Source organism: Proteiniclasticum sp., assembly GCF_003514505.1.
In the GTDB taxonomy this organism is placed as follows: domain Bacteria; phylum Bacillota; class Clostridia; order Clostridiales; family Clostridiaceae; genus Proteiniclasticum.
The window spans coordinates 152,240-171,911 of record NZ_DOPX01000026.1; the positions used below are offsets into that span (position 1 = coordinate 152,240).

Sequence of the window (19,672 nt, forward strand, 5' to 3'; positions counted from 1 at the left end):
TGGGGAGCGCTGCCATGACCACTTACTCACTTTCCTCCACTTCGGAGAAAATGAAGCTCAATAACAAAATAGAGGACCTGCAGAAGGAAGCGCCAAAAACTTCCTTCTGCCCCATCCTTTCATCCGCTGAAAACCTCGCAGAACTTTATGAGTTTCTCACGGCTTATCTGGGCTCAGATAAACATCTCCTCGTGGTGGATGATCATGTGATTGTTATGGCGCCGCTTAAAGACGCTTTTAAAATTGCCAGTGGACTGTCCACTGCTCTGACAGAGAACTTCTATAAAAACCATACAGTGCTTTACTACAGGAACCCCTGTACTGGATCCCTCTTAGAGAGAATTTCAGAGCTTAAAGACACCTCCAGAAGCATTGTCCGGTTGGATCTTAAGAGTTCCCTTTATGCAGTGGAGGATCTCTTTCTCGTAAGAATTCTGGAACAGATTTCGAAAGAGGAGCTTTCTAAGTTTCTGGAAACGAAAAGATCTTCCTATGAAAAACTCTCCTATGAGCTTCGCCTTACGGTGAAGACCTTCATCGAAGAAAGTCTTTCCATGAGCAGGACTTCAAAAGTGCTCTTTATCCACCGGAACACCCTGACCTATCGGATTCAGAAAATCCATCAGATCACAGGTCTGGATATCCGGAACTTTCAGGAAGCTCTGCAGCTTCTGACCCTATCCTACTTCGTATAATCTTAGTATATTGAATCATACAGAAAAGCATCGGATTTTTCCCCTCCAGGAAATCCGATGCTTTTCCTTTTTCCTTCATAGTAGAAGCTTAAATAAGATGTCCAAAACTTAGAAGCATTCAAACCGTAATAAAACGGCTGCCTTTTACAGCAGCCGTCTTTATACTTAGTAACGAACTTAAATCAGTTTCTTGAACTCATCTGCCACAAACTGAACCTGTGGTCCGATGACAACCTGAACGTTGGTCTTGGATGGTCTTACTACACCAGCCACACCAGCCTTCTTGATCTTTGCCTCATTCACAAGAAGATTGTCCTTCACTTCAAGTCTCAGTCTTGTGATGCAGTAATCAAGAGATGCGATGTTCTCTTTTCCGCCAAGTCCTTCCAGGATTTCAGCCGCAAGAGCTTTAAAGTTGGTGTCTTTGGAAAGAACCTTGCCTTCGCCTTCTACGACTTCATCATCTTCTCTTCCAGGTGTTTTAAGATCCAGCTTTACGATGAGGAATCTGAACAGGAAGTAGTAGACCACTGCCATAACAAGGCCAAGTGGGATCAGCATCCAGATATTTACAGCCAGTGGCATTTTAAGACTTAAGAAGAAGTCTACAAAGCCTGCGCTGAATCCAAATCCAGCAATCCATTGGAACTGAGCTGCAAGGAATACAGAGATACCAGTCAGAACTGCATGTACCAGGTAAAGTCCAGGAGCAAGGAATACGAAAGCGAATTCCATTGGTTCTGTAACTCCAGTGAAGAAAGAAGATACTGCTGCTGCCAGAAGAAGTCCTCCTGCAACCTTTTTCTTCTTGTCCTTCGCAGTGTGGTACATGGCAAGAGCTGCAGCTGGAAGACCGAACATCATCACTGGGAAGAAACCAGCCTGATATCTGCCTGTGATTCCAGGAGTACCGGTGCTTGCCCAGAAGTTTCCGATGTCGTTGATATCAATGGCATCAAACCAGAATACAGAGTTCAGTGCATGGTGAAGTCCAGTTGGGATCAGAAGTCTGTTGAAGAATCCGTAGATACCAGCACCTACTGCACCAAGTTCTGAAATAGAGGTACCAAATGCTACAAGACCGGAGTATACTACTGGCCATACAAAGAACAGCACTGCAGATACTAGGATCATGGCAAAGGATGTCATGATTGGCACCAGTCTCTTTCCGCTGAAGAAGGAAAGTGCTGGAGTCAGCTGTACATGGGAGAATCTGTTGTACATGCCTGCAGCCACAAGACCGGAGATGATTCCGATGAACTGATTGCTGATTTTACCAAAAGCAGCATTTACTGCTTCTGCGTCCACCTGAGTCAGCTGAGCAACGGTTCCTGTAGAAAGCAGCTTTGTGACAACAAGGAAGGCTACGAGACCTGCAAGAGCTGCAGAACCGTCTTTATCCTTGGACATGCCAAGAGCAACACCCACTGCAAAAAGAATGGACATATTATCAATAATTGCGCCACCGGCACTGATGAGGAATGCGGCGATTGGGCTTCCACCACCCCAGCCTGAAGGGTCAATCCAGTACCCGATACCCATAAGAATGGATGCCACAGGAAGTACTGCAACAGGGAGCATGAGCGATCTACCAAGTTTCTGTAGATACTTCATCATAATGTTTTTCCTCCTTAAAATAAATGAAATAAGTTCAATGCATAGCCTGTACCGGTCCTCAAGCACTGTGGCCACAGCATAAATAAAAAAGACCGAAGAAACAAAGCAACAACGTTGCATGTATCTCGGTCTTGCCTGCTTACCAGTAACAATCCATGTATTTGATATCATCTTAGCCGATAAAAAAAAATCTGTCAACAACTTATCAATGAGAAATCGTAAACAAATAGTAAACAGATGAAAGAATGGCCTTCCAGAAGAGTATTCTTCCAGAAGACCTTTTCACTTAGAACTTCACAGTAGGCACTGCTCTGTCTGCTTCAGAAGCTTCAAAGAGAGGCTCTTCCCTGAAGTTGAACATGCCGGCAAAGATATTCTTTGGGAATACCTGGATGGCAGTGTTGTACTTCATGGTGGTGTCATTGTAGAACTGTCTTGCATAACGAATTTTTTCTTCCGCATCTTTCAGTTCGCTCTGAAGGGAGAGGAAATTCTGATCTGCCTTCAGCTGAGGATAAGCTTCGACAGTAACAAGAAGTCTTGATATTGCAGAGGACAGCTCAGCATCCGCTTTCGCTGTGGCTTCCACACCTTTGGCATTGAGCACCTGGCTTCTTGCTTTGGTGACATTCTCAAACACTTCCTTCTCATGGGAAGCATAGCCCTTTACAGTCTCCACAAGGTTTGGAATGAGATCTGCTCTGTTCTTGAGCTGAACTTCGATCTGTGCCCATGCATTCTTCACGCGGTTCTTCAGAACAACAAGACTGTTGTATACAGAGACGCCATAGAGTGCCAGAAGTACAATAAGGCCAATGACAACAAGTAGAATAATGGTTCCTGTTTTCATATACATCTTCCTTTCTCTTTACATTTTTTATCGTTAAAGCAGCTGTTAGAAGGCGCCACCGCCTCCACCGCCTCCGCCTCCACCTGAGCTTCCGCCGGAGAATCCTCCGCCAAAGCCGGATCCCGATGACTTCTGGGATGCAGCTATCTGAGCTGTACTCACCGCAGAGTTCACGCGGGTCATGGTATTGGAGAATGCCTGATTCATGATATAGAAATTACTGAAGCTTCTGTATCCTCCCATGTAAGTGAGGTCCGGATTTGTAAGCTCCTGCTCTGAGAAGACCTTAGGCAGCTGATCAATGACTTCATCCGCTACACCTAGGGACGTGGCATACACCAGATAGTGCTCCCAAATGACAAGGGACGGAATCTCAGCCTCCTGCATATTGGAAAAATGCTGGAGAAACTGTTTGAATGCCATCCACATGGCTTTATGGTCGATGCCCTTCTGGGAATACTTTCTGACAAATCGCATGGCCAGCAGGCCAAACAAAAGAAACATACCTATGGCTGCCAAACCAATGGCAATGATGCTTCCTAGTGTAAACAATCCAAGGATACCTGAAAGGATCAACACAAGTCCTATGATGACAAAAATCTTCGACCCAGGCAGTTCGTTGCCTTGGAAGAATCTCTGCTTTTCTCCCACCTCTTTGACCTTATGTTTGAAGTAGGTGTAATCTTTCTGGAACTGGAGTGCCGCCTTATTGCTCTTTAAAATCTTCTCCAGATCTTCCAGAACCAGACCATTTCCATTTCCGATTTCATCAATAAACCAGGTGGCCAGGAATTTTTCATGAGGCAAAAGCATATCCAGTTTTGTTTTATCCATCCAGGTCATTTCAAAGGACTCTTCCTCCTTCTTGAAGATCATTCCTTTCTCAATAGCCACTGGCCGGAGCTTTATGACCTTCTTTCTGGCAAGATCCAAAATGGTGGCCATGATATCCACATCTTTGGACTGCCCTTTTGTAAGCAGATACGTCATCACCGCTGGAGAATAATCCTCCGGCAGTTCTCTATAGTAATCCCCTTCAAAAGTGGGTTTCAGTTCTTTGCCATACTTTCTGAACATGAAGAAAATGGAACCAAGACCAGCCAGAATACCTGCACCAAAAATAGGTCTGGATGCTTTTTCTCTCTCCCTTTGCTTGGCTTCTCTTTCCAGTTCTTTGATGGCTTCTTCTCTTTCTTTGTTTGCTTCATCTGCAAGGCGCTGCTCATTCTCCAGAATGGTCTCCAGCTCATTTCTGTCAAAGGTATTGGTGGAAGCTGGAATCAGGTCTCTTGGGAAAATGGCCAGAGTTTCCACAAATCTGCCGCTCACAGAGGGCACTGTGAAGTAGAAAGTCCTGCCATCCACAATTTCGCTGGAACCTGTTAAAGGTCCATGAGCAAAAACTCTAAGGTCTTCCTTTTGGGCTCCTTCCGGAATGGTGATGGTAATGGTGATATTATTCAGAGGAATATCCCATCCTGAATCAATAATTTTACGATTGAAGATGGAAATATCATTATACTTCTCCGCCACATTCTGCAGAGTGTATCCGATGACCAGGGTCTTTTCTTCATTTCTGGACTTCTCATATATTTTAAGTTTCCTTATACTTCCAGTGTCCTCCACCTCATAGGTATTGGCATCTCCAGAATATGCCTCTGTAAAACTGCGGACACTTCCCCCTTCTAAAACGCCCACCGTAAGATCAGACAATCCGCTGGTTCTTGAATAGTCGATGTTTCGAAAGACGCCATTGAACTCTCCATCAAAATTGTACGTGATCTCCTCCAGCACCCTAGCATCTCCATTTTCCTGTATATCTACTGTCAGGTTGAATCTGGACACTTCGTAGTATCTGCTGGAAGCGGATGCATCTTTCCATGGAAGAAGAATAACCAGCATCATCAGAAGAAACAGAGACAGTACTTTTAATTTTTTCATGGCTTCACCACCTTTACTTAAAATCGTTCATCCCCAGCTGCAGAAAATGGTTGAGTGCATACGCTACCCCATGCTCCTCATGATCTTTTGTCACAAAATCAGCGGCTTCTTTCACTTTATCCTCCGCATTGCCCATGGCAACGCCGATGCCTGCTTCTTTGATGATCTCATAATCATTCATGGCATCTCCAATGGCCAGAATCTCTTCTCTTTGGATGCCCAGCTCCTTAGCTACCGCCATAATGCCTACATATTTGTTCACATGTTTTCGCATGATCTCCAGATAAATGGGCATGGTCTGCACCACATGGAACTCTTCGCCCAATGCTTCATAAAGTCTTGGCGCATATCCGTCCAGAATCTCTGGATCATCGAGAACCAGAACTTTTGTCACCACTTCCTCATCTGAAAGTCCTTCCGGATTTTCGATGAAGAGTTCTACTCCATTGAGTTCTGTTTCTCTTCTGGAGTGCACATTGTCTCGAGGTGTAAATGCTCTTCTGAAAGTATGCACCGTATAATTGGCTCCAAGGTCATCACAGATTTTCGTGATGGCTTTGGTCTCTTTTCCGGTTAGACAGTTTTCGTAAATAAACTCTCCACTGGCAGATTTCACTGCCCCTGCTCCATTATAGCCCACCACATAGTCTTCTTCTCCATAAAGATCAAGTTCTTTAGTGAAACTGAGAAGATTCTCGATGGTTCTGCCGCTGCAGAGCACTACTTTAATTCCCTTTTCTTTGGCCAGGGCTATGGCCTTCTGGTTGATTTCACTGACGGTATGCTCTCTGGAAAGCAAGGTTCCGTCCATGTCTATGGCTACTAATCTGATCATTCTGTCCCTCCACTGCTAATTGTATTCATTATACCCCACAATATATATAAATACGTTATACTTACCATTAAATTTCCATTAATTATTGCACAGAGGCTGATTTTCCACTTTTTCTTCTGGAAATTTAGTAGTATAATCCTTGAAAATCAACTATAATATATAATTGGTCTGAAAAAGACATGAAGTATGAAATGGAAGCTCCTGCATGTTCGGCAGGATTTGCATAGATCGTAAATTTGGAGGAAAACCGTGGAAGATTTAAGAAAAGAAATTGAGAGACGTAGAACCTTTGCCATCATCTCTCACCCGGATGCCGGTAAAACAACCCTGACTGAAAAACTGCTTCTTTACGGAGGCGCCATCCGTTTGGCTGGTTCTGTAAAATCTAGAAAATCTAAAAATTATGCTGTGTCCGACTGGATGGAGATTGAAAAGCAGAGAGGAATCTCTGTAACCTCCTCCGTGATGCAGTTCAACTATGACGGCTACTGCATCAACATCCTGGATACCCCAGGACATCAGGACTTCTCGGAAGACACTTACCGTACCCTCATGGCAGCAGACTCCGCTGTGATGGTGGTGGATGCGGCAAAGGGTGTGGAGGATCAGACGAGAAAACTCTTCAATGTCTGCTCATTGAGAAACATTCCAATCTTCACCATCGTCAATAAGATGGACCGTGAAGCAAGGGATCCTTTTGAACTCATGGAAGAGATTGAGCGGGAGCTTGGCATCAAAACCTATCCCATGAACTGGCCCATTGGATCTGGAAAAGACTTCAAAGGAGTATATGAGAGAAGCTCCAACAGCATTCAGGTGTTCTCTTCTGGAAATCATGGACAGACAACAGTAAACTCCGTGAAGGGATCTGTTGAGGACCAAGTGTTTGTAGACCTCATCGGAGAAGATTTCCACAAACAGCTGAAAGATGATATCGAGCTTCTTGATATAGCTGGAGATGAGTTTGATATGGGAGCGGTTCTTCGTGGAGAGCTCAGCCCTGTATTCTTTGCTTCTGCTCTGACAAACTTTGGTGTGGAGCCATTCCTGAAGTCCTTCCTGGAACTCACTTCTTCTCCACTGCCTAGAAAAACCAGTGAGGGTGAGGAGATTGATGTGATGAGCGATGACTTCTCTGCCTTTGTCTTCAAGATTCAGGCGAATATGAACCCTCAGCACAGAGACCGGATTGCCTTCATCAGAATCTGCTCCGGTAAGTTTGTGAAGGGTATGGAAGTGAACCACTATCAGGGTAAAGGAAAGGTGAAGCTTTCTCAGCCGCAGCAGTTCCTGGCTCAGGACAGAGAAATGGTGGAAGAAGCCTATGCTGGAGACATCATCGGTGTTTTCGACCCAGGCATCTACTCCATTGGAGATACCCTCACCTCCACAAACAACAAATTCCGTTTTGAAGGTATTCCAGCCTTTGCACCAGAGCATTTTGCCAGGGTGCGGCCTATGGATACCATGAAGAGAAAGCAGTTTGTCAAGGGAATCACTCAGGTGGCTCAAGAAGGAGCCATCCAGGTCTATAAAGAACTCCATATCGGCATGGAAGAGATCATTGTCGGTGTAGTGGGTACACTGCAGATGGACGTTCTGGAGTTCAGACTGAAGAATGAATATGGTGTGGATCTGAAAGTTGAAAGACTTCCTTTCCGCTTTGTGCGCTGGATGGATCAGGAAGACATCAACCTGGATGATCTCGACATCACCTCTGACACGCGCCTGGTAAAGGATCTGAGAGACAGAAATATCCTTCTGTTCCAGAATGAATGGGGCATCAGCTGGGCACTCAGCCACAATAAGGGCCTTACATTGACGGATGTGGGTAAAGTGGATTAGCAGTTTGGCAGATCGGAGTTCATCTCAGGTCTATCAAGCAGCAAAAGCAGTTGAAGAGAAACTTCAGCTGCTTTTCTATTTTAAACTATCTATTTTACAAATTTTACAGTATGCTTAAACTATATTCCGTATCATCAGTATAGAATCAGAGTGCAAATTCTAAGAATAGGACATATATGATATCCTCATGATTCTTCACGAGACTGCTTACTTTGAAATCACCTGGTGAGAGCCCTTTATGAAGAATTACTGTAAACTCCCGCTCTGATATATACAAGGTTTTTACCCTGAACATCAAAAGGACAATTGGCAGTAAGGCTACTATCGCAATATACCTGAATCGAAAGGATGGATGTTTTTGAAGAAACAAGAGGAACATATGAAAAAAGTCTTCGTAGGAGCAGCATTTTACGCTTTGGGGATACTTGCAAATTATTTCTTTGGCGCAGAGCGATACAGACCAGGGATTGGAATGGAACTATTTGGTTCTATCACTTTTATGGATGGGTTCATCCGCGGAGTACTCCCCAAAATCATGAAAAGAAACCATCAAAAAACAGAGAGCTAAAAGTGGTTGAAATTCTCCTTATCGCTTAAAAAGACTGGTATCCCAGTCTTTTTTTCGGCTCTGTATATAAACAGTATTGTCATGGTTGCAGCTTCAATTTATCATAGATTTTTATATCATTCTTTCGGAGATACAAATTGATGGATTCATAGTCCTTGTTCTCATACGCTTCTCTGTTGTCTTTGATCACTTTATCCATTATTTCAGGTCTGATTGCAATTCTTTCACCAGCAAAGAGGGCCTTCATCTCTTTTTCAATTGTTGTAACTCGATAATAATTTTTTCTTACAATCAGGTATCCATTTTCTTTGACTTTTTTTATCATGTCTTGCATTTCCTGATGAGAAGGTGATTTCTCAGCAAGAAACTCCTGTGTCAGATCTTCACCATTATGATTTACAATGATATACTCTTCGGTTCCAGGCAGATTTGCAATGGTGTCATTCCATATTGAAGAAAGCTTGCTTCTCATCTGCCCTTCATCTTCTGCATTATAAGTCAACGAGCTCTCATAGAATGGTAACACAATGCCATCCACCACTATGTTTCGGTTATAAAGTGTTTGTTCTTCTTTTTTACATCCGGAAATGACCATTATGCTTAGCATAATTACTAGTAGTGTGGCGTATTTTTTATTTTTCAAATCTGTCCTCCTCAACGTTTACTCTCATTTTAATTTGCTGCTCATTTCACTTTAGATGAATACCGGGCTCCTTATACAGAGCTTTGTTTTTGATGATCTATGGAATTGGGGTGAATGAGTGTGCAGAAGGCACCTTGAGTTCAATGACGATAGGCTTATCGAACACCACTTTTCTTCCTGAGTCCCTGGCTCTTCTTAAGACTACTTCATCCGACAAATTTTCATCTATCACATAGCTCCACTTGGTCCTGTTCTCTCCGATTGTTTGAATTCCAGGATGAGGCAATCTTTTCTCCTCCGCTGATGCTGAGGTTTTATAGGTGTCAAAGGGATGTATATTACTTTCAGTGATGAAAGTAAGCGCAGAGCGTTTTCCAGCTGACGCCATTTCTAGGCTTATTCCCGGAATAGGATGGATCATCTCTTTCTTCTGCATGTCAATTGTAATATACTGCTGATCTTTCGGTAGAAGTATCGCCTCTTCAAGAACAATTTCCACTTCTCCCCCCTCAGGAATTTCTTCTCCATTCAGATATAATGCATGTATTTCCCCTGTTTTGGTGGAGTAAGACACCGTTATGTCTTCATCGATGATTTTTTTCGTCTTCCCGTCTCTCATATACCCTGAAATTTCGGTGATGATGTCTTTGTTGTTTTTTGGTTGACTAACCACGATATCCAACGTCTTCAACCCTCTTTCCAGCTGATCAATGACTAGAGTATTCCCGTCAATCAGCACCTTTTTTCCCACACGTTCCAGAATCCTCTTCTCCATCTTCTGCAGCTCCACATCAAATCTGTACTCTCCCAGTGGCTCATCCTCTGCACTTCTTGTGCCCCAATGATCGTAACTGACATTTCTGGCCACATTGGCCCGAAATGCAATGTGCAGCTTTTCTGGGAAAGATAAGTCCATCCCTGCGGGTATGAACCCTTGAATCACAATATAACCATTGTTTGATGGAGGCATACCGGGATTTAAGTTTTTCATGAATGTCATCGAGTAGTCCTTTTTAGTCACCTGATCGTATACATCTAACAGTTCTATATCAAGATGATCATTCTCCCGAAGCACTACTTCTTCAGGAAACTGAAAATAAAGAAATACTCTTTTGTCTTCTGATAGTGCATACTGAAGCCGAACATCATATTTCCCGCTCTCAGAAAGAATTCCAAGCTCTTCAAGGCTTTTCTCTTCAGCTGGACTGATGTCCATGGCGGTTAAAAATTCTTTTAGGATGGGAACGCTTCGGAGTTTATCTGCAAAAACGGATTCAGCATTTGCCGTATAGAACAGAAGACCGGAAAAAAGGAGAGACAGCATCAAAAACAGTTGGGCCGCTTTTTTTCTTCTCGTTCCTCTATATCGGGCTAAAACCCGCTCTTCCAGTGTATGCAGCGTATCAGGTTCCATAATTTCATCACCTAGACATCTTCTGACTTTCTCATCAAACGGATTCATGTTCTGCACCTCCTTCCCAGAAAATCAGCTTTTCTTTTAACATCTCCAATGCTTTCCTTGTTCTTGTAGCCACGGTCCCTTGGGGGATATTCAGTTCTTGTGCCGTGTCTTTCACCGTCAGATCCCCAAAATAACGTAGTATGATGACCTCCTGAAGATCCTCTGGCAGCTCGCCGATGGCTTCTCTCATGGTAAGAGAGACCCTCGATGTCACTTCCTCGGTTTCAGGCAGCTGCTCTGTAGGAATATCCTTTTTCCGAAGCCTGAGCAGACGATGGCATTCATGGATGAGGATTTTTGTCATCCATGGTTTCAGCTTATCCTCTTCTCTCAGCTGGTGAAGTTTTGACAGCCCTATGTATACCGTCTCATCCACAGCTTCCATGGCATCACTCTCTGCCTTTAAATATCCTAGCGCAATCCGGTACATGGTTCCTTTGTACTCATGCACAAAAACAAGATACCTTTCTTTTCGTAGATTCTTCTTTCCAAACAACCCCACAGTCACCCCCCTTTACTTATATGAGTACTCAGCAGCCTATTTTTATTTTCAATCAAGATATTTTTTTATAATTTTATAAATCATCTGTTTGATGTGGGTTTTATACTTCCCTTCAACTCCATTATATAGCATGACCCTATTGAGAACTAGACAGCATACTTTACCGATAATAATCGGAAACTCCTTATGCAGACTGCTTATGTTTCCTTTCGATTCACCATGTCAAAATTTATCAATTTAAGTTGCATGCTATGGCAATTTACAAAATTTAATTTATACGGTATACTCAGTTCAGGAAAAATTGAACGGAGAAATGAATTATGAATGAGAAAAATTACCGCGTCCTGCTTTACTATCAGTTCGTCCATATAGAAAATCCTGAGGCGTATACAAAAGAGCATAAAGCCCTTTGTGAGTCCCTGAACCTGAAGGGCAGAATCCTTGTGGCACAGGAAGGCATCAATGGAACTCTATCGGGCACTGTGGAAGATACTGACGCTTATATGGACCATATGAAAAAAGATCCCAGATTCGCCACCATGGTTTTTAAAATCCATGAAGAGGACCATAACGCTTTCCGGAAGCTCTATGTAAAACTAAGAGACAGCATCATCACTCTTCTCCCGGAGGACGATGTGAACCCGAAGGATCTTGTGGGCACTTATCTGAAACCAGAAGAGTGGCACGAAATGATGCAAAAGGAAGATGTGATCATCCTCGACGGCAGAAACGGTTATGAGTATGACCTGGGACACTTTAGAGGAGCCATCCGCCCTGATATCACAAACTTCAAAGAATTCCCCAAGTGGATCGAGGAAAACCTCAGCGAGCACAAAGACAAGAAGGTCCTTGCGTACTGCACTGGAGGCATCCGTTGTGAAAAACTTACAGGTGTGCTCCTCAATCAAGGGTTTAAAGATGTCTATCACTTGGAAGGAGGCATTGTCACCTATGGCCAGAACGAGAACACCAAAGGCCGCTTATGGGACGGAAAATGCTATGTCTTTGATGACCGCATCTCTGTAAAGATCAATCAGGAGGAAGATGTCATCGTCTCAAAGTGCGTGCACTGCAAAGCCCCAACGGACAGGTACATCAACTGCACCAATGATGACTGTCATCTCCAGCACTTTTCCTGTGAGAACTGTGAGGAAAAAGAAGAAGGTTTCTGCAGCACAGCATGCAGGGACTATATACTTAAGAACCCCCATAGAGATGCCCGCGTAAGGCTGAAAGAAAAAGCGAAGCTTTACTCCCTCTATAGACAGGATCATAGAAAAGCAAAAGAAACCTTGGAAAAAGCCAAAGAAACAGGTCTATTCTAGAAACCAAAAGAACCTGAATCAGTGAAAAAATTCATCTACTGATTCAGGTTCTTCTTATTGGGCTTATTTACGTTTCACTTCTGCCACAATGGTTTCTGCTTTGAAGGAAAGTTCCCCTTCATTCTCCACCATCTGTTTTCCATAAAAGTCCAAGGTTTTCCCCCCTGTAAAGGTGATGGAAATCTTATACAGGTCTTTGATGAACTCGTAAGGACGGTAATTGAGAAGTCCATGGGTGATTCTGGTGCTTTCATAAATCATCTGGTCTTCCACTTTGTCATATTCTCCAGGCACTTCTGAAAGATCCACTTCCACGAAAAGCGCATTGCCCTTTGCTGAAAGGTTTTTCAGTCCCTTTCCTTCTTCATAGAAACTCTCTATAAGAGGCTTCACTTCTTCTGCATAAGCGACCACTTCTTCTTTGTCTTGAGCATTCTCCTGGGCAGGATCCAGATATACCGATGGATCTTCAGCCTTTGGAACGGATGCGCATCCGGATAATAGAGCCATCATGGTTACGCCCATGAGAAGACCCGCTACAATATTTCGCTTCTTCACTATACCAACTCCACATATTTACTAGAATCATTGTACATAAATTCCTGATGAAAGAAAAGACAAAAAAATGTCAGTTACATCAGATTGAAATATACCGCCAGGGCTTTTGTCAGATACAGATGATCCTTGACGCCTCCCAGCTCTCTCACAGAATGCATCCCCAGTAGAGGATTCCCAATATCTATGGTTCTGATGGGCAGATGTGTGGATCCGATGGGTCCAATGGTGCTTCCGCCTGGAAGATCGCTTCTGTTCACGAAGCTCTGGCATGGAACTCCAGCCGTCTCACATAGATTTCTGAACACCGCCAGAGAATCTCCATCAGAAGTATATCTCTGGTTCGCCGAAATCTTCATCACAGGACCTTCGTTGATCAGCGGACGATTGGTTGGATCATGCATTTCACTGTAATTTGGATGCACACTGTGGGCGAGATCTGCTGAGATCATGAAGGAAGACTCCAGACTCTTCAGGAAGTCTTCTCTTGTGCCTCCCAGAGCATAGAACACCCTTTCCATCAGATCTCTCAGGAGAGTGGAATCTGCTCCCTGCTTCGATGCGCTGCCACATTCCTCATTGTCAAAGAAGGCTCCCACATTGATGCCAGAGAATTCCTTAGCTTCCAGCATGGCCTTATAGATGGCGTGAACACTGGAAAGATTGTCCTGTCTCTTGGATGAGATGAATTCTTCCTGAAGCCCCACAAGACTTCCTTTGTCCGCTTCATAGACAAACAGATCAAAATCGAGGATTTCCTCTGCACTCACTCCGAGCTTCTCTGCCACAAGTCCTTTCAGGAATCCTTTCTTATTGAATCCTTCTTGAACCATGGTCACCACAGGCAGCACATGTTTCTGCTTATGGATTTCAACACCTTCATTGACCTTACGGTTCATGTGGATGGCAAGGGATGGGATATAAAGAAGAGGTTTTTCAAAATCCACCAGCATGGTCTTTGGCTTCAGCGCGCTTTCTCCTTTGAGAAGAACTCGTCCTGCCACAGACAGTGGTCTGTCAAACCAGGTGGAAAGAATAGGCCCACCATAAGTTTCCACATTCAGTTTCAAGTATCCGTCCTGAACCATCTCTGCATCCGGTTTGATTCTGAAGGCAGGAGAATCGGTATGGGCTCCCGCCATTTTGAAGCCGCCTTCCAGCGGGTTTTTTCCGATCTGTATCATAAATAGTGCCGAACCATTTTTTGTATAGAACGCACGGTCTCCCTCTTGAAGGGACCAGGAATCTTCTCCCAGAAGCTCTTTATACCCCTTGGACAAAAGTTCCTTTCTCATCACATCCACTGCCTGAAATGCAGTAGAGGATGCGTGCAGAAAATCAATCAGTTCATATGCAAGCTTTTTCTCTTCCATGACTAACCTCCGTAAATTATAAACTCAGGTCTATTCTATCATGTTTTCCCCTGCACTGCCCACATTTTCACTCTGTTGATATCTATACACCACTTATGTATCTCGGATGATATGTTATGTGTCAAGTTGGAGTAACCACTCTTCCTCATAAATTATTCAGGAAATCTGTGTGGATGATATGGTATAATGAATTCTAAAATTCAAATGAAAAGCATCAGTTATGAAATGAGGAGACGTTATTATGATCAGCAAATTAGTGGACAGAATCATCGATGGCAGAGACTACCAAAATGGAAAAGAACGGGAACGGGTGGGCACCATCTCCGGTGTATTAGGGATCGTCCTGAATTTCCTCCTATTTTCCATCAAGGGACTGCTGGGTCTTTTTACAGGTAGCATCTCCATCATCGCCGATGCCTTCAATAACCTCACAGATACCGCCTCCTCCATCATCACCATCTTCGGATTCAAGCTCGCAGGAAAAGAGCCGGATAAAGAGCATCCTTACGGTCATGGCAGAATCGAATACCTCACGGGTCTCACCATTGCGGTCCTTGTCATTGTGGTAGGGTATCAGTTTGTGGTCTCCTCTTTCAAAAAAATCATCAATCCCGGTGTCGTTGAAACCTCTCCTTTGATTCTTACCATTCTTTTTCTCTCCATGAGCGTGAAGCTCTTTATTTATGTCTTCAATAAAAATCTTGGAAAGAAAGTGCAGTCTGGAACGCTTCTTGCCACTGCGCAGGATGCCATTGGTGATGTTCTTACGACCTTTGTGGTGTTTCTGGGGCTGCTCTTATCTCCACTCACCTCTCTTCCGGTGGATGGCATTGTAGGCGTCCTCATTGCGCTCTATATTATCTACTCAGGCATCAACCTGTCTCTAGAGACCATCAATCCCATTCTTGGTCAGAAACCAGATAGAGACCTTGCAGAAAGGATTAAAAAGAAGATCCTCTCCTACGAAAATATTTATGGAGTCCATGATCTGGAGATCCATAATTACGGCCCATCCAAAACCATGGCAACCATCCATGTAGAGGTGCCACACAACATGGATCTTGTAGAACTTCATAATCTCATCGATAAAATAGAACGCCATATACGGGAAGAATTCCATATCTCTCTTGTGATTCATATGGATCCTGTGAATTATCAGGATGAGAAATATCTGTCGGTGAAAGAAACTGTAGGTAAAATCGTCCACTCTGTAGTAGGGGTGGTCTCTTACCATGATTTTCGGTATACAGGTCTCAGTGAACACGAGCTTCTTATTTTGGAAGTGGTGGTTGACAGTAAAAACACCACAGAAGAAAGCCGTGAGAAGATCCGAAAGGAACTGGAAGAAAAACTCCATGAAGAGTTTAAGACCGCCAGGATCATGATCACCATAGAGCTGGATGTGACGGTATTCTAAGAAGAAGCAGGTTACATTTTGCTTTAATTATATTTCCCATAATAGAACGAACCCTACTATTTCTGCTCTTCTATCTTCAAGTACATCGGACATAATATACTGTTCAAATAGATGCTCTTATTCAAGAATCAAAAGAAAACCAAACTAAAACCATCCAGTTCAAAAAAGCGGTATGCTTTGAGCTGGATGGTTTTTTTATTTTGAACTGGTGAACTCTTCCATGATTGAAATTATGTCTATATCTGTCGTATACTCTATGATCCCAGAAACAAATCTGTTCTTACCCTTTGTTGTGATGTCTCTTGTTCTTCCATTGTCTTCGAAAAAAATCATATACCGATATCCGCTTGTCCAAAGATGAAATCCGGATATTTTTGGTTCTATTTCTGATAATTTAGCCATGAATTGATCTTTGTTTTCTCCAATAAGGATCGTTTCTTCTCCAGTGGTCCCATTTCTAATGATTATTTTTTGAGGATCCTGTTTCAAAGGATTTCTTATAACAAACAAATATACAACAATCCCCATAATTGCTGCTGCAATCATGCCATATCTTACTTTTTTCGTCATCTTTATCCTCCCTCGGAATCTTCCATCACAAACAACAGCATCATTTCAGTTAAGATCTTACCTTATATCTATGGATGTTAGTACATAGAATGAGATTGCTCTATTTAAGGTGACTTCCTCAAAACTCGACCGCACTGAGTTTTGACAGATATCTTCAGTAGGTCCAATAATCTTCAGATTTAACAATTCATCTTACGGATTACTTTCATCACTTCTGGCTTTCACTATTTTGGAGATAGAGACCTAAAATCTGCAAAATACATAGGATACCAAAAAGACCCATTCCAATGTAGTCTCCTCTGCTGTAAGACCTGATCATAGAACCCACTGACACGAAAAACCCCGTAAGAAAGATTATTTTTCCTATATTCTTGTTTTTCATAATCTCTCCCTTTGCATTCTGTTCATCTGCAATATCCTCTACTCTGCATCATCCACAGCTTCTTCGCTTCTCTCCACAGTTTTTTTGTATGCGATGTTTGCAAGATACACCATCACCAAAGAGTATCCATAGAAGACAACGAACTGATAAAACTCAAAATCCATGAAAAACACCATGATCAGTGTTGGCCATATACTGTAAATGAAGAACTGGTTGATGAACGGCAGAGGGTTTTCCTTCACAGCTGGATCTTTTTGCTGTTTTTTCTTTTGCTGAATCAGAACAAATAGTGCTGCATATAGTGCAAAACTGATGAAAAGTGGTAGTATTACCTGTTCCATCCTGTTACCTCCTCTGTTTCCATAGATATTTCATTGATTTCGTTTGAAACTTCTTTCAGGTGAAATCCAGGTATGACGTACAAACTTCCAAGGAAAAGAACGCCAAGTGCAAGGAGAAGTATCAAACTCAGTATAAAATCTGAAACAAATACCGTAAGAAACTGAGCTGCAATCATCACTGGAAAGCTTATTCTATACCAGAGGCTCTGGTGGATTTCAAGAAGCGTCCCGTCTGAAATGACCTTTTCTTTGCTTCTGATCCCAAGCTGGGTCACTTTCACTGCCGCCTCATTTTTATCCACCGGAAATTCCATGGGAGAGCTTCCATATACTTCTCCTCTTCTCACTCCATCAATCTGAACATGAATCTTTGACCCTGACCCCAGCCATCCCGTCTTACGCACGATATATATCGCCATAGCATTCTCCTTTCGATTGCACACCATTTCGCATGCATACTCCAGTACTAACAAACTATCTCCAGACATTTATTGAGATTATTATACTATATATCAAATGATGTTCCTACTTCTAATTCAGATTTTAGATTTCTATCTTCTTTCACTCAAATGTGCCCAAAATGCTGAAAAAGCTCCAGACACGCCATTGCGTCTGGAGCTTTACTAATTTGTTCTAATAGATCATAGAATCCGCATAAGTCAGTCTTGTGAGTCTATGCAGAGCTCGGGTGGCCATGATATAGCGGATCAACGCCTGACCTTCCTCGTCCTTTTTCTCCACCATGACTACGCCATCAAACTCCAGCCCCTTGGCAAAGTAAGAAGGCATAAGGTAAAGATCTCCTTTTAAAAGGGCATCCTCACTGTCTATGAGTTTTACATTGATTTTGTTTTTCAGAAGCTGATAGAGCTCCCTGGTGGTATTCATGTCCTTTGTCAGGATTCCTATGGTGTCCAGATTGTTTTCCTTGTAGCTGTTCACCGTCTCCACTATCTTTTCCAAGGACTCTTCCAGTGAGAGGTCTCCAAGATCCTTCACCGGTTCACCATTTCGTACCAGTGGTACGATTTTCTCTTCTCCAAGGAAGGAGTTTGCAAAGTCCATGATTTCAAAAGTAGAGCGATAGCTCTTCTTGAGGTCATAATGCCTGATATCCGAGAACACAGAGGAAAGATCTCTCATGGCACTTTCTCCATGGAGAATCATCTGGTTTGTGTCTCCCACAATGGTGAAGGACTGGGTGCCTGTGATGTCACGAAGAGCTTCATAATGAATGAGAGAGTACTCCTGGGCCTCATCCAGCACCACATGAGCAACCTGATAAGGAAGCTTCAGTCCATGCAGCTTATGCTTGAAATATAGAAGCGGTGCAATGTCTGCTTCTGTATAGAACTCGAAAGCCTTGAGCTCCTCGTAGCCCTTCAGATAATTGCCCTGGGACAGATCCCGGAACTCTTCTCTTTTCAGTGCAACCAGTCGGATGAGGTCTCTGATTTCAGATCTTCTCATATTGGCAATGGTATTTCTGTCGTTTCCATCTTTACTCATGGTGGCCTTCATGGCCTCGTACTTCTTATCGATGGCAAACCTCTTCTCATTTCTCACTTCTTTCATTCGGGTGATGAGAATTCTCTTCAGCCTTGTGGCTCTTTTGAAGAAGGGCATATACTTGAAGTCTTTGAGGAGAATTCTCTCCATTTCCTCTTCGGTGACCAGTGTCTTTCCTAAGAACTCATAAGAACGGAATGGGAAATATGTTTTCTCCACTTCCTCGACTTTTTCCAGAAGGACCTTCTTAAAGTCCTCACTTCTCTTCTTCCTGGCATCTTCCACCAGTTCTTCATCCCCGCTTAAGAGCGCTTCCACATAGTCTTCGCCCATAAAGATTGGCTCCTTGAACTCCATGAGCTCCAAAGCCAGATCCTTGAAGGTGTTATGATGGACACCGCTTTCCCCTAAAGAGGGCAGCACTTGAGAGATATAGTCCATAAACATATTATTGGGTCCTAAGATCAGGACCTTGTTTTCCAGCATCTTGCGGTAGTTATAAAGAAGATAGGAAACTCTATGGAGAGCAATGGTGGTTTTACCGCTTCCTGCCACACCATTGACCACAAGAACGCCTTCCCGCTTTTCACGGATGATCTGGTCCTGCTCCTCCTGAATGGTCATGATGATGTCCTTCAGCTTCTTCCCTGCATTGGAGGAAAGCACCTCCAGAAGGATTTCATCCTGCACATTGCTTTGGGTATCAAAGACCCCTTTCAGCAAGCCTTCTCTGATCAGAAACTGTCTTCTAAGAAGAATGTCCACAGGCATTTCTCCCATGGGCGCTTTATAGGAATCCTTTCCCACGGTCCCCTTATAGAAGAGGGACGCAATGGGCGCTCTCCAGTCTATGACCAGAGGCTCATAAGCCTTCTCATCCACCAGACCGAACTTGCCGATATAGATGTCTTCTTCCTCCAAACCTTCTTCTTTGAAGGTGATTTTCCCAAAGTAAGGGGTGCTGTGAAGTTCTGTGAGCTCCAGCAGCCTCTTTTCCACTGCCTTGAAGGTTTCTTCCTGCACATAGCGGTTGTGGTCAAAATAATCGATTTGCTTGTCCTCATCCGAGCGGTACTCATCGATGAGGGTCTTTCGGTATTCTACAATATCGTCATATACCAGCTTTTTCCGCTGGGTATTATATAAGATTTCTTCCAAAATCAGAGCTTCCACACGCTCCAGATAAGCATATTCTTTTTCCAGCTCTTCTTTTGGCAAGTCCAAATTAAATTCTTTCATGGG

The 19,672-nt window shown here is 43.2% G+C and carries 18 protein-coding genes; 5 read left to right on the forward strand and 13 right to left on the reverse strand.

Going from position 1 to position 19,672, the window contains the following annotated elements:
• The first annotated feature begins 14 nt into the window (after positions 1 to 14).
• Positions 15 to 695 carry a helix-turn-helix domain-containing protein gene (locus DEF30_RS08875; protein ID WP_294098358.1) on the forward strand — a complete coding sequence of 227 codons (681 nt, stop codon included), beginning with the start codon at positions 15 to 17 and terminating at the stop codon, positions 693 to 695.
• A gap of 177 nt (positions 696 to 872) precedes the next feature.
• Here the strand turns inward: DEF30_RS08875 and nagE are convergent, their stop codons facing one another.
• From nagE to DEF30_RS08895, 4 genes are all read right to left on the reverse strand, one after another.
• Positions 873 to 2,312: an N-acetylglucosamine-specific PTS transporter subunit IIBC gene (nagE, locus tag DEF30_RS08880; RefSeq protein WP_074912673.1), complete on the reverse strand. Its 1,440-nt coding sequence runs from the start codon at positions 2,310 to 2,312 to the stop codon at positions 873 to 875.
• Between the two features lie 286 nt (positions 2,313 to 2,598).
• On the reverse strand, positions 2,599 to 3,168 hold the full coding sequence (locus tag DEF30_RS08885; RefSeq protein WP_294098361.1) for a LemA family protein: 570 nt from the start codon (positions 3,166 to 3,168) through the stop codon (positions 2,599 to 2,601).
• A gap of 39 nt (positions 3,169 to 3,207) precedes the next feature.
• Positions 3,208 to 5,103 (reverse strand): DUF2207 domain-containing protein, encoded by a 1,896-nt coding sequence (locus DEF30_RS08890; protein ID WP_294098362.1) that lies wholly within the window; start codon positions 5,101 to 5,103, stop codon positions 3,208 to 3,210.
• A gap of 13 nt (positions 5,104 to 5,116) precedes the next feature.
• Positions 5,117 to 5,938 carry a Cof-type HAD-IIB family hydrolase gene (locus DEF30_RS08895; protein WP_294098364.1) on the reverse strand — a complete coding sequence of 274 codons (822 nt, stop codon included), beginning with the start codon at positions 5,936 to 5,938 and terminating at the stop codon, positions 5,117 to 5,119.
• A gap of 249 nt (positions 5,939 to 6,187) precedes the next feature.
• Between DEF30_RS08895 and DEF30_RS08900 the strand changes: the two genes are divergently transcribed.
• On the forward strand, positions 6,188 to 7,783 hold the full coding sequence (locus DEF30_RS08900; protein WP_294098365.1) for a peptide chain release factor 3: 1,596 nt from the start codon (positions 6,188 to 6,190) through the stop codon (positions 7,781 to 7,783).
• A gap of 358 nt (positions 7,784 to 8,141) precedes the next feature.
• Complete coding sequence (locus DEF30_RS08905) at positions 8,142 to 8,351, forward strand: hypothetical protein (RefSeq protein ID WP_294098367.1); 210 nt, start codon at positions 8,142 to 8,144, stop codon at positions 8,349 to 8,351.
• Between the two features lie 79 nt (positions 8,352 to 8,430).
• Here the strand turns inward: DEF30_RS08905 and DEF30_RS08910 are convergent, their stop codons facing one another.
• From DEF30_RS08910 to DEF30_RS08920, 3 genes are all read right to left on the reverse strand, one after another.
• Positions 8,431 to 8,994: a hypothetical protein gene (locus DEF30_RS08910; protein ID WP_294098369.1), complete on the reverse strand. Its 564-nt coding sequence runs from the start codon at positions 8,992 to 8,994 to the stop codon at positions 8,431 to 8,433.
• 97 nt (positions 8,995 to 9,091) lie between these two features.
• Positions 9,092 to 10,456, reverse strand: a complete 1,365-nt coding sequence (locus DEF30_RS08915) for a hypothetical protein (protein WP_294098371.1) — start codon at positions 10,454 to 10,456, stop codon at positions 9,092 to 9,094.
• Positions 10,443 to 10,958, reverse strand: coding sequence for a sigma-70 family RNA polymerase sigma factor (locus DEF30_RS08920; protein WP_294098373.1), 516 nt, complete (start codon positions 10,956 to 10,958; stop codon positions 10,443 to 10,445). The genes DEF30_RS08915 and DEF30_RS08920 overlap by 14 nt, the downstream gene beginning before the upstream one ends.
• A 320-nt stretch (positions 10,959 to 11,278) precedes the next feature.
• Here DEF30_RS08920 and DEF30_RS08925 point away from each other — a divergent pair, with 320 nt between their 5' ends.
• Positions 11,279 to 12,283, forward strand: coding sequence for a rhodanese-related sulfurtransferase (locus tag DEF30_RS08925; protein ID WP_294098375.1), 1,005 nt, complete (start codon positions 11,279 to 11,281; stop codon positions 12,281 to 12,283).
• Positions 12,284 to 12,346: 63 nt separating this feature from the next.
• On the opposite strand, the gene DEF30_RS08930 is transcribed toward DEF30_RS08925, so the two are convergent.
• Together DEF30_RS08930 and DEF30_RS08935 are read right to left on the reverse strand one after the other, a co-directional pair.
• Positions 12,347 to 12,841: a hypothetical protein gene (locus DEF30_RS08930; RefSeq protein ID WP_294098377.1), complete on the reverse strand. Its 495-nt coding sequence runs from the start codon at positions 12,839 to 12,841 to the stop codon at positions 12,347 to 12,349.
• Between the two features lie 74 nt (positions 12,842 to 12,915).
• Complete coding sequence (locus tag DEF30_RS08935; RefSeq protein ID WP_294098379.1) at positions 12,916 to 14,211, reverse strand: M18 family aminopeptidase; 1,296 nt, start codon at positions 14,209 to 14,211, stop codon at positions 12,916 to 12,918.
• A 241-nt stretch (positions 14,212 to 14,452) separates the two neighbouring features.
• Here DEF30_RS08935 and DEF30_RS08940 point away from each other — a divergent pair, with 241 nt between their 5' ends.
• Complete coding sequence (locus DEF30_RS08940) at positions 14,453 to 15,628, forward strand: cation diffusion facilitator family transporter (protein ID WP_294098382.1); 1,176 nt, start codon at positions 14,453 to 14,455, stop codon at positions 15,626 to 15,628.
• A 195-nt stretch (positions 15,629 to 15,823) separates the two neighbouring features.
• Here the strand turns inward: DEF30_RS08940 and DEF30_RS08945 are convergent, their stop codons facing one another.
• The 4 genes from DEF30_RS08945 to DEF30_RS08960 form a co-directional block, all read right to left on the reverse strand.
• Positions 15,824 to 16,198 carry a hypothetical protein gene (locus tag DEF30_RS08945; RefSeq protein ID WP_294098384.1) on the reverse strand — a complete coding sequence of 125 codons (375 nt, stop codon included), beginning with the start codon at positions 16,196 to 16,198 and terminating at the stop codon, positions 15,824 to 15,826.
• Between the two features lie 420 nt (positions 16,199 to 16,618).
• Positions 16,619 to 16,921, reverse strand: a complete 303-nt coding sequence (locus tag DEF30_RS08950) for a hypothetical protein (protein ID WP_294098386.1) — start codon at positions 16,919 to 16,921, stop codon at positions 16,619 to 16,621.
• A complete protein-coding gene (locus DEF30_RS08955; RefSeq protein WP_294098388.1) occupies positions 16,909 to 17,340 on the reverse strand; it encodes a hypothetical protein in 432 nt (143 codons plus the stop codon). Before DEF30_RS08955 ends, DEF30_RS08950 begins: the two co-directional genes overlap by 13 nt.
• Positions 17,341 to 17,554: 214 nt before the next feature.
• Entirely contained in the window at positions 17,555 to 19,669 is a 2,115-nt protein-coding gene (locus DEF30_RS08960; protein ID WP_294098390.1) for a UvrD-helicase domain-containing protein, read from the reverse strand.
• Positions 19,670 to 19,672 lie beyond the last annotated feature (3 nt).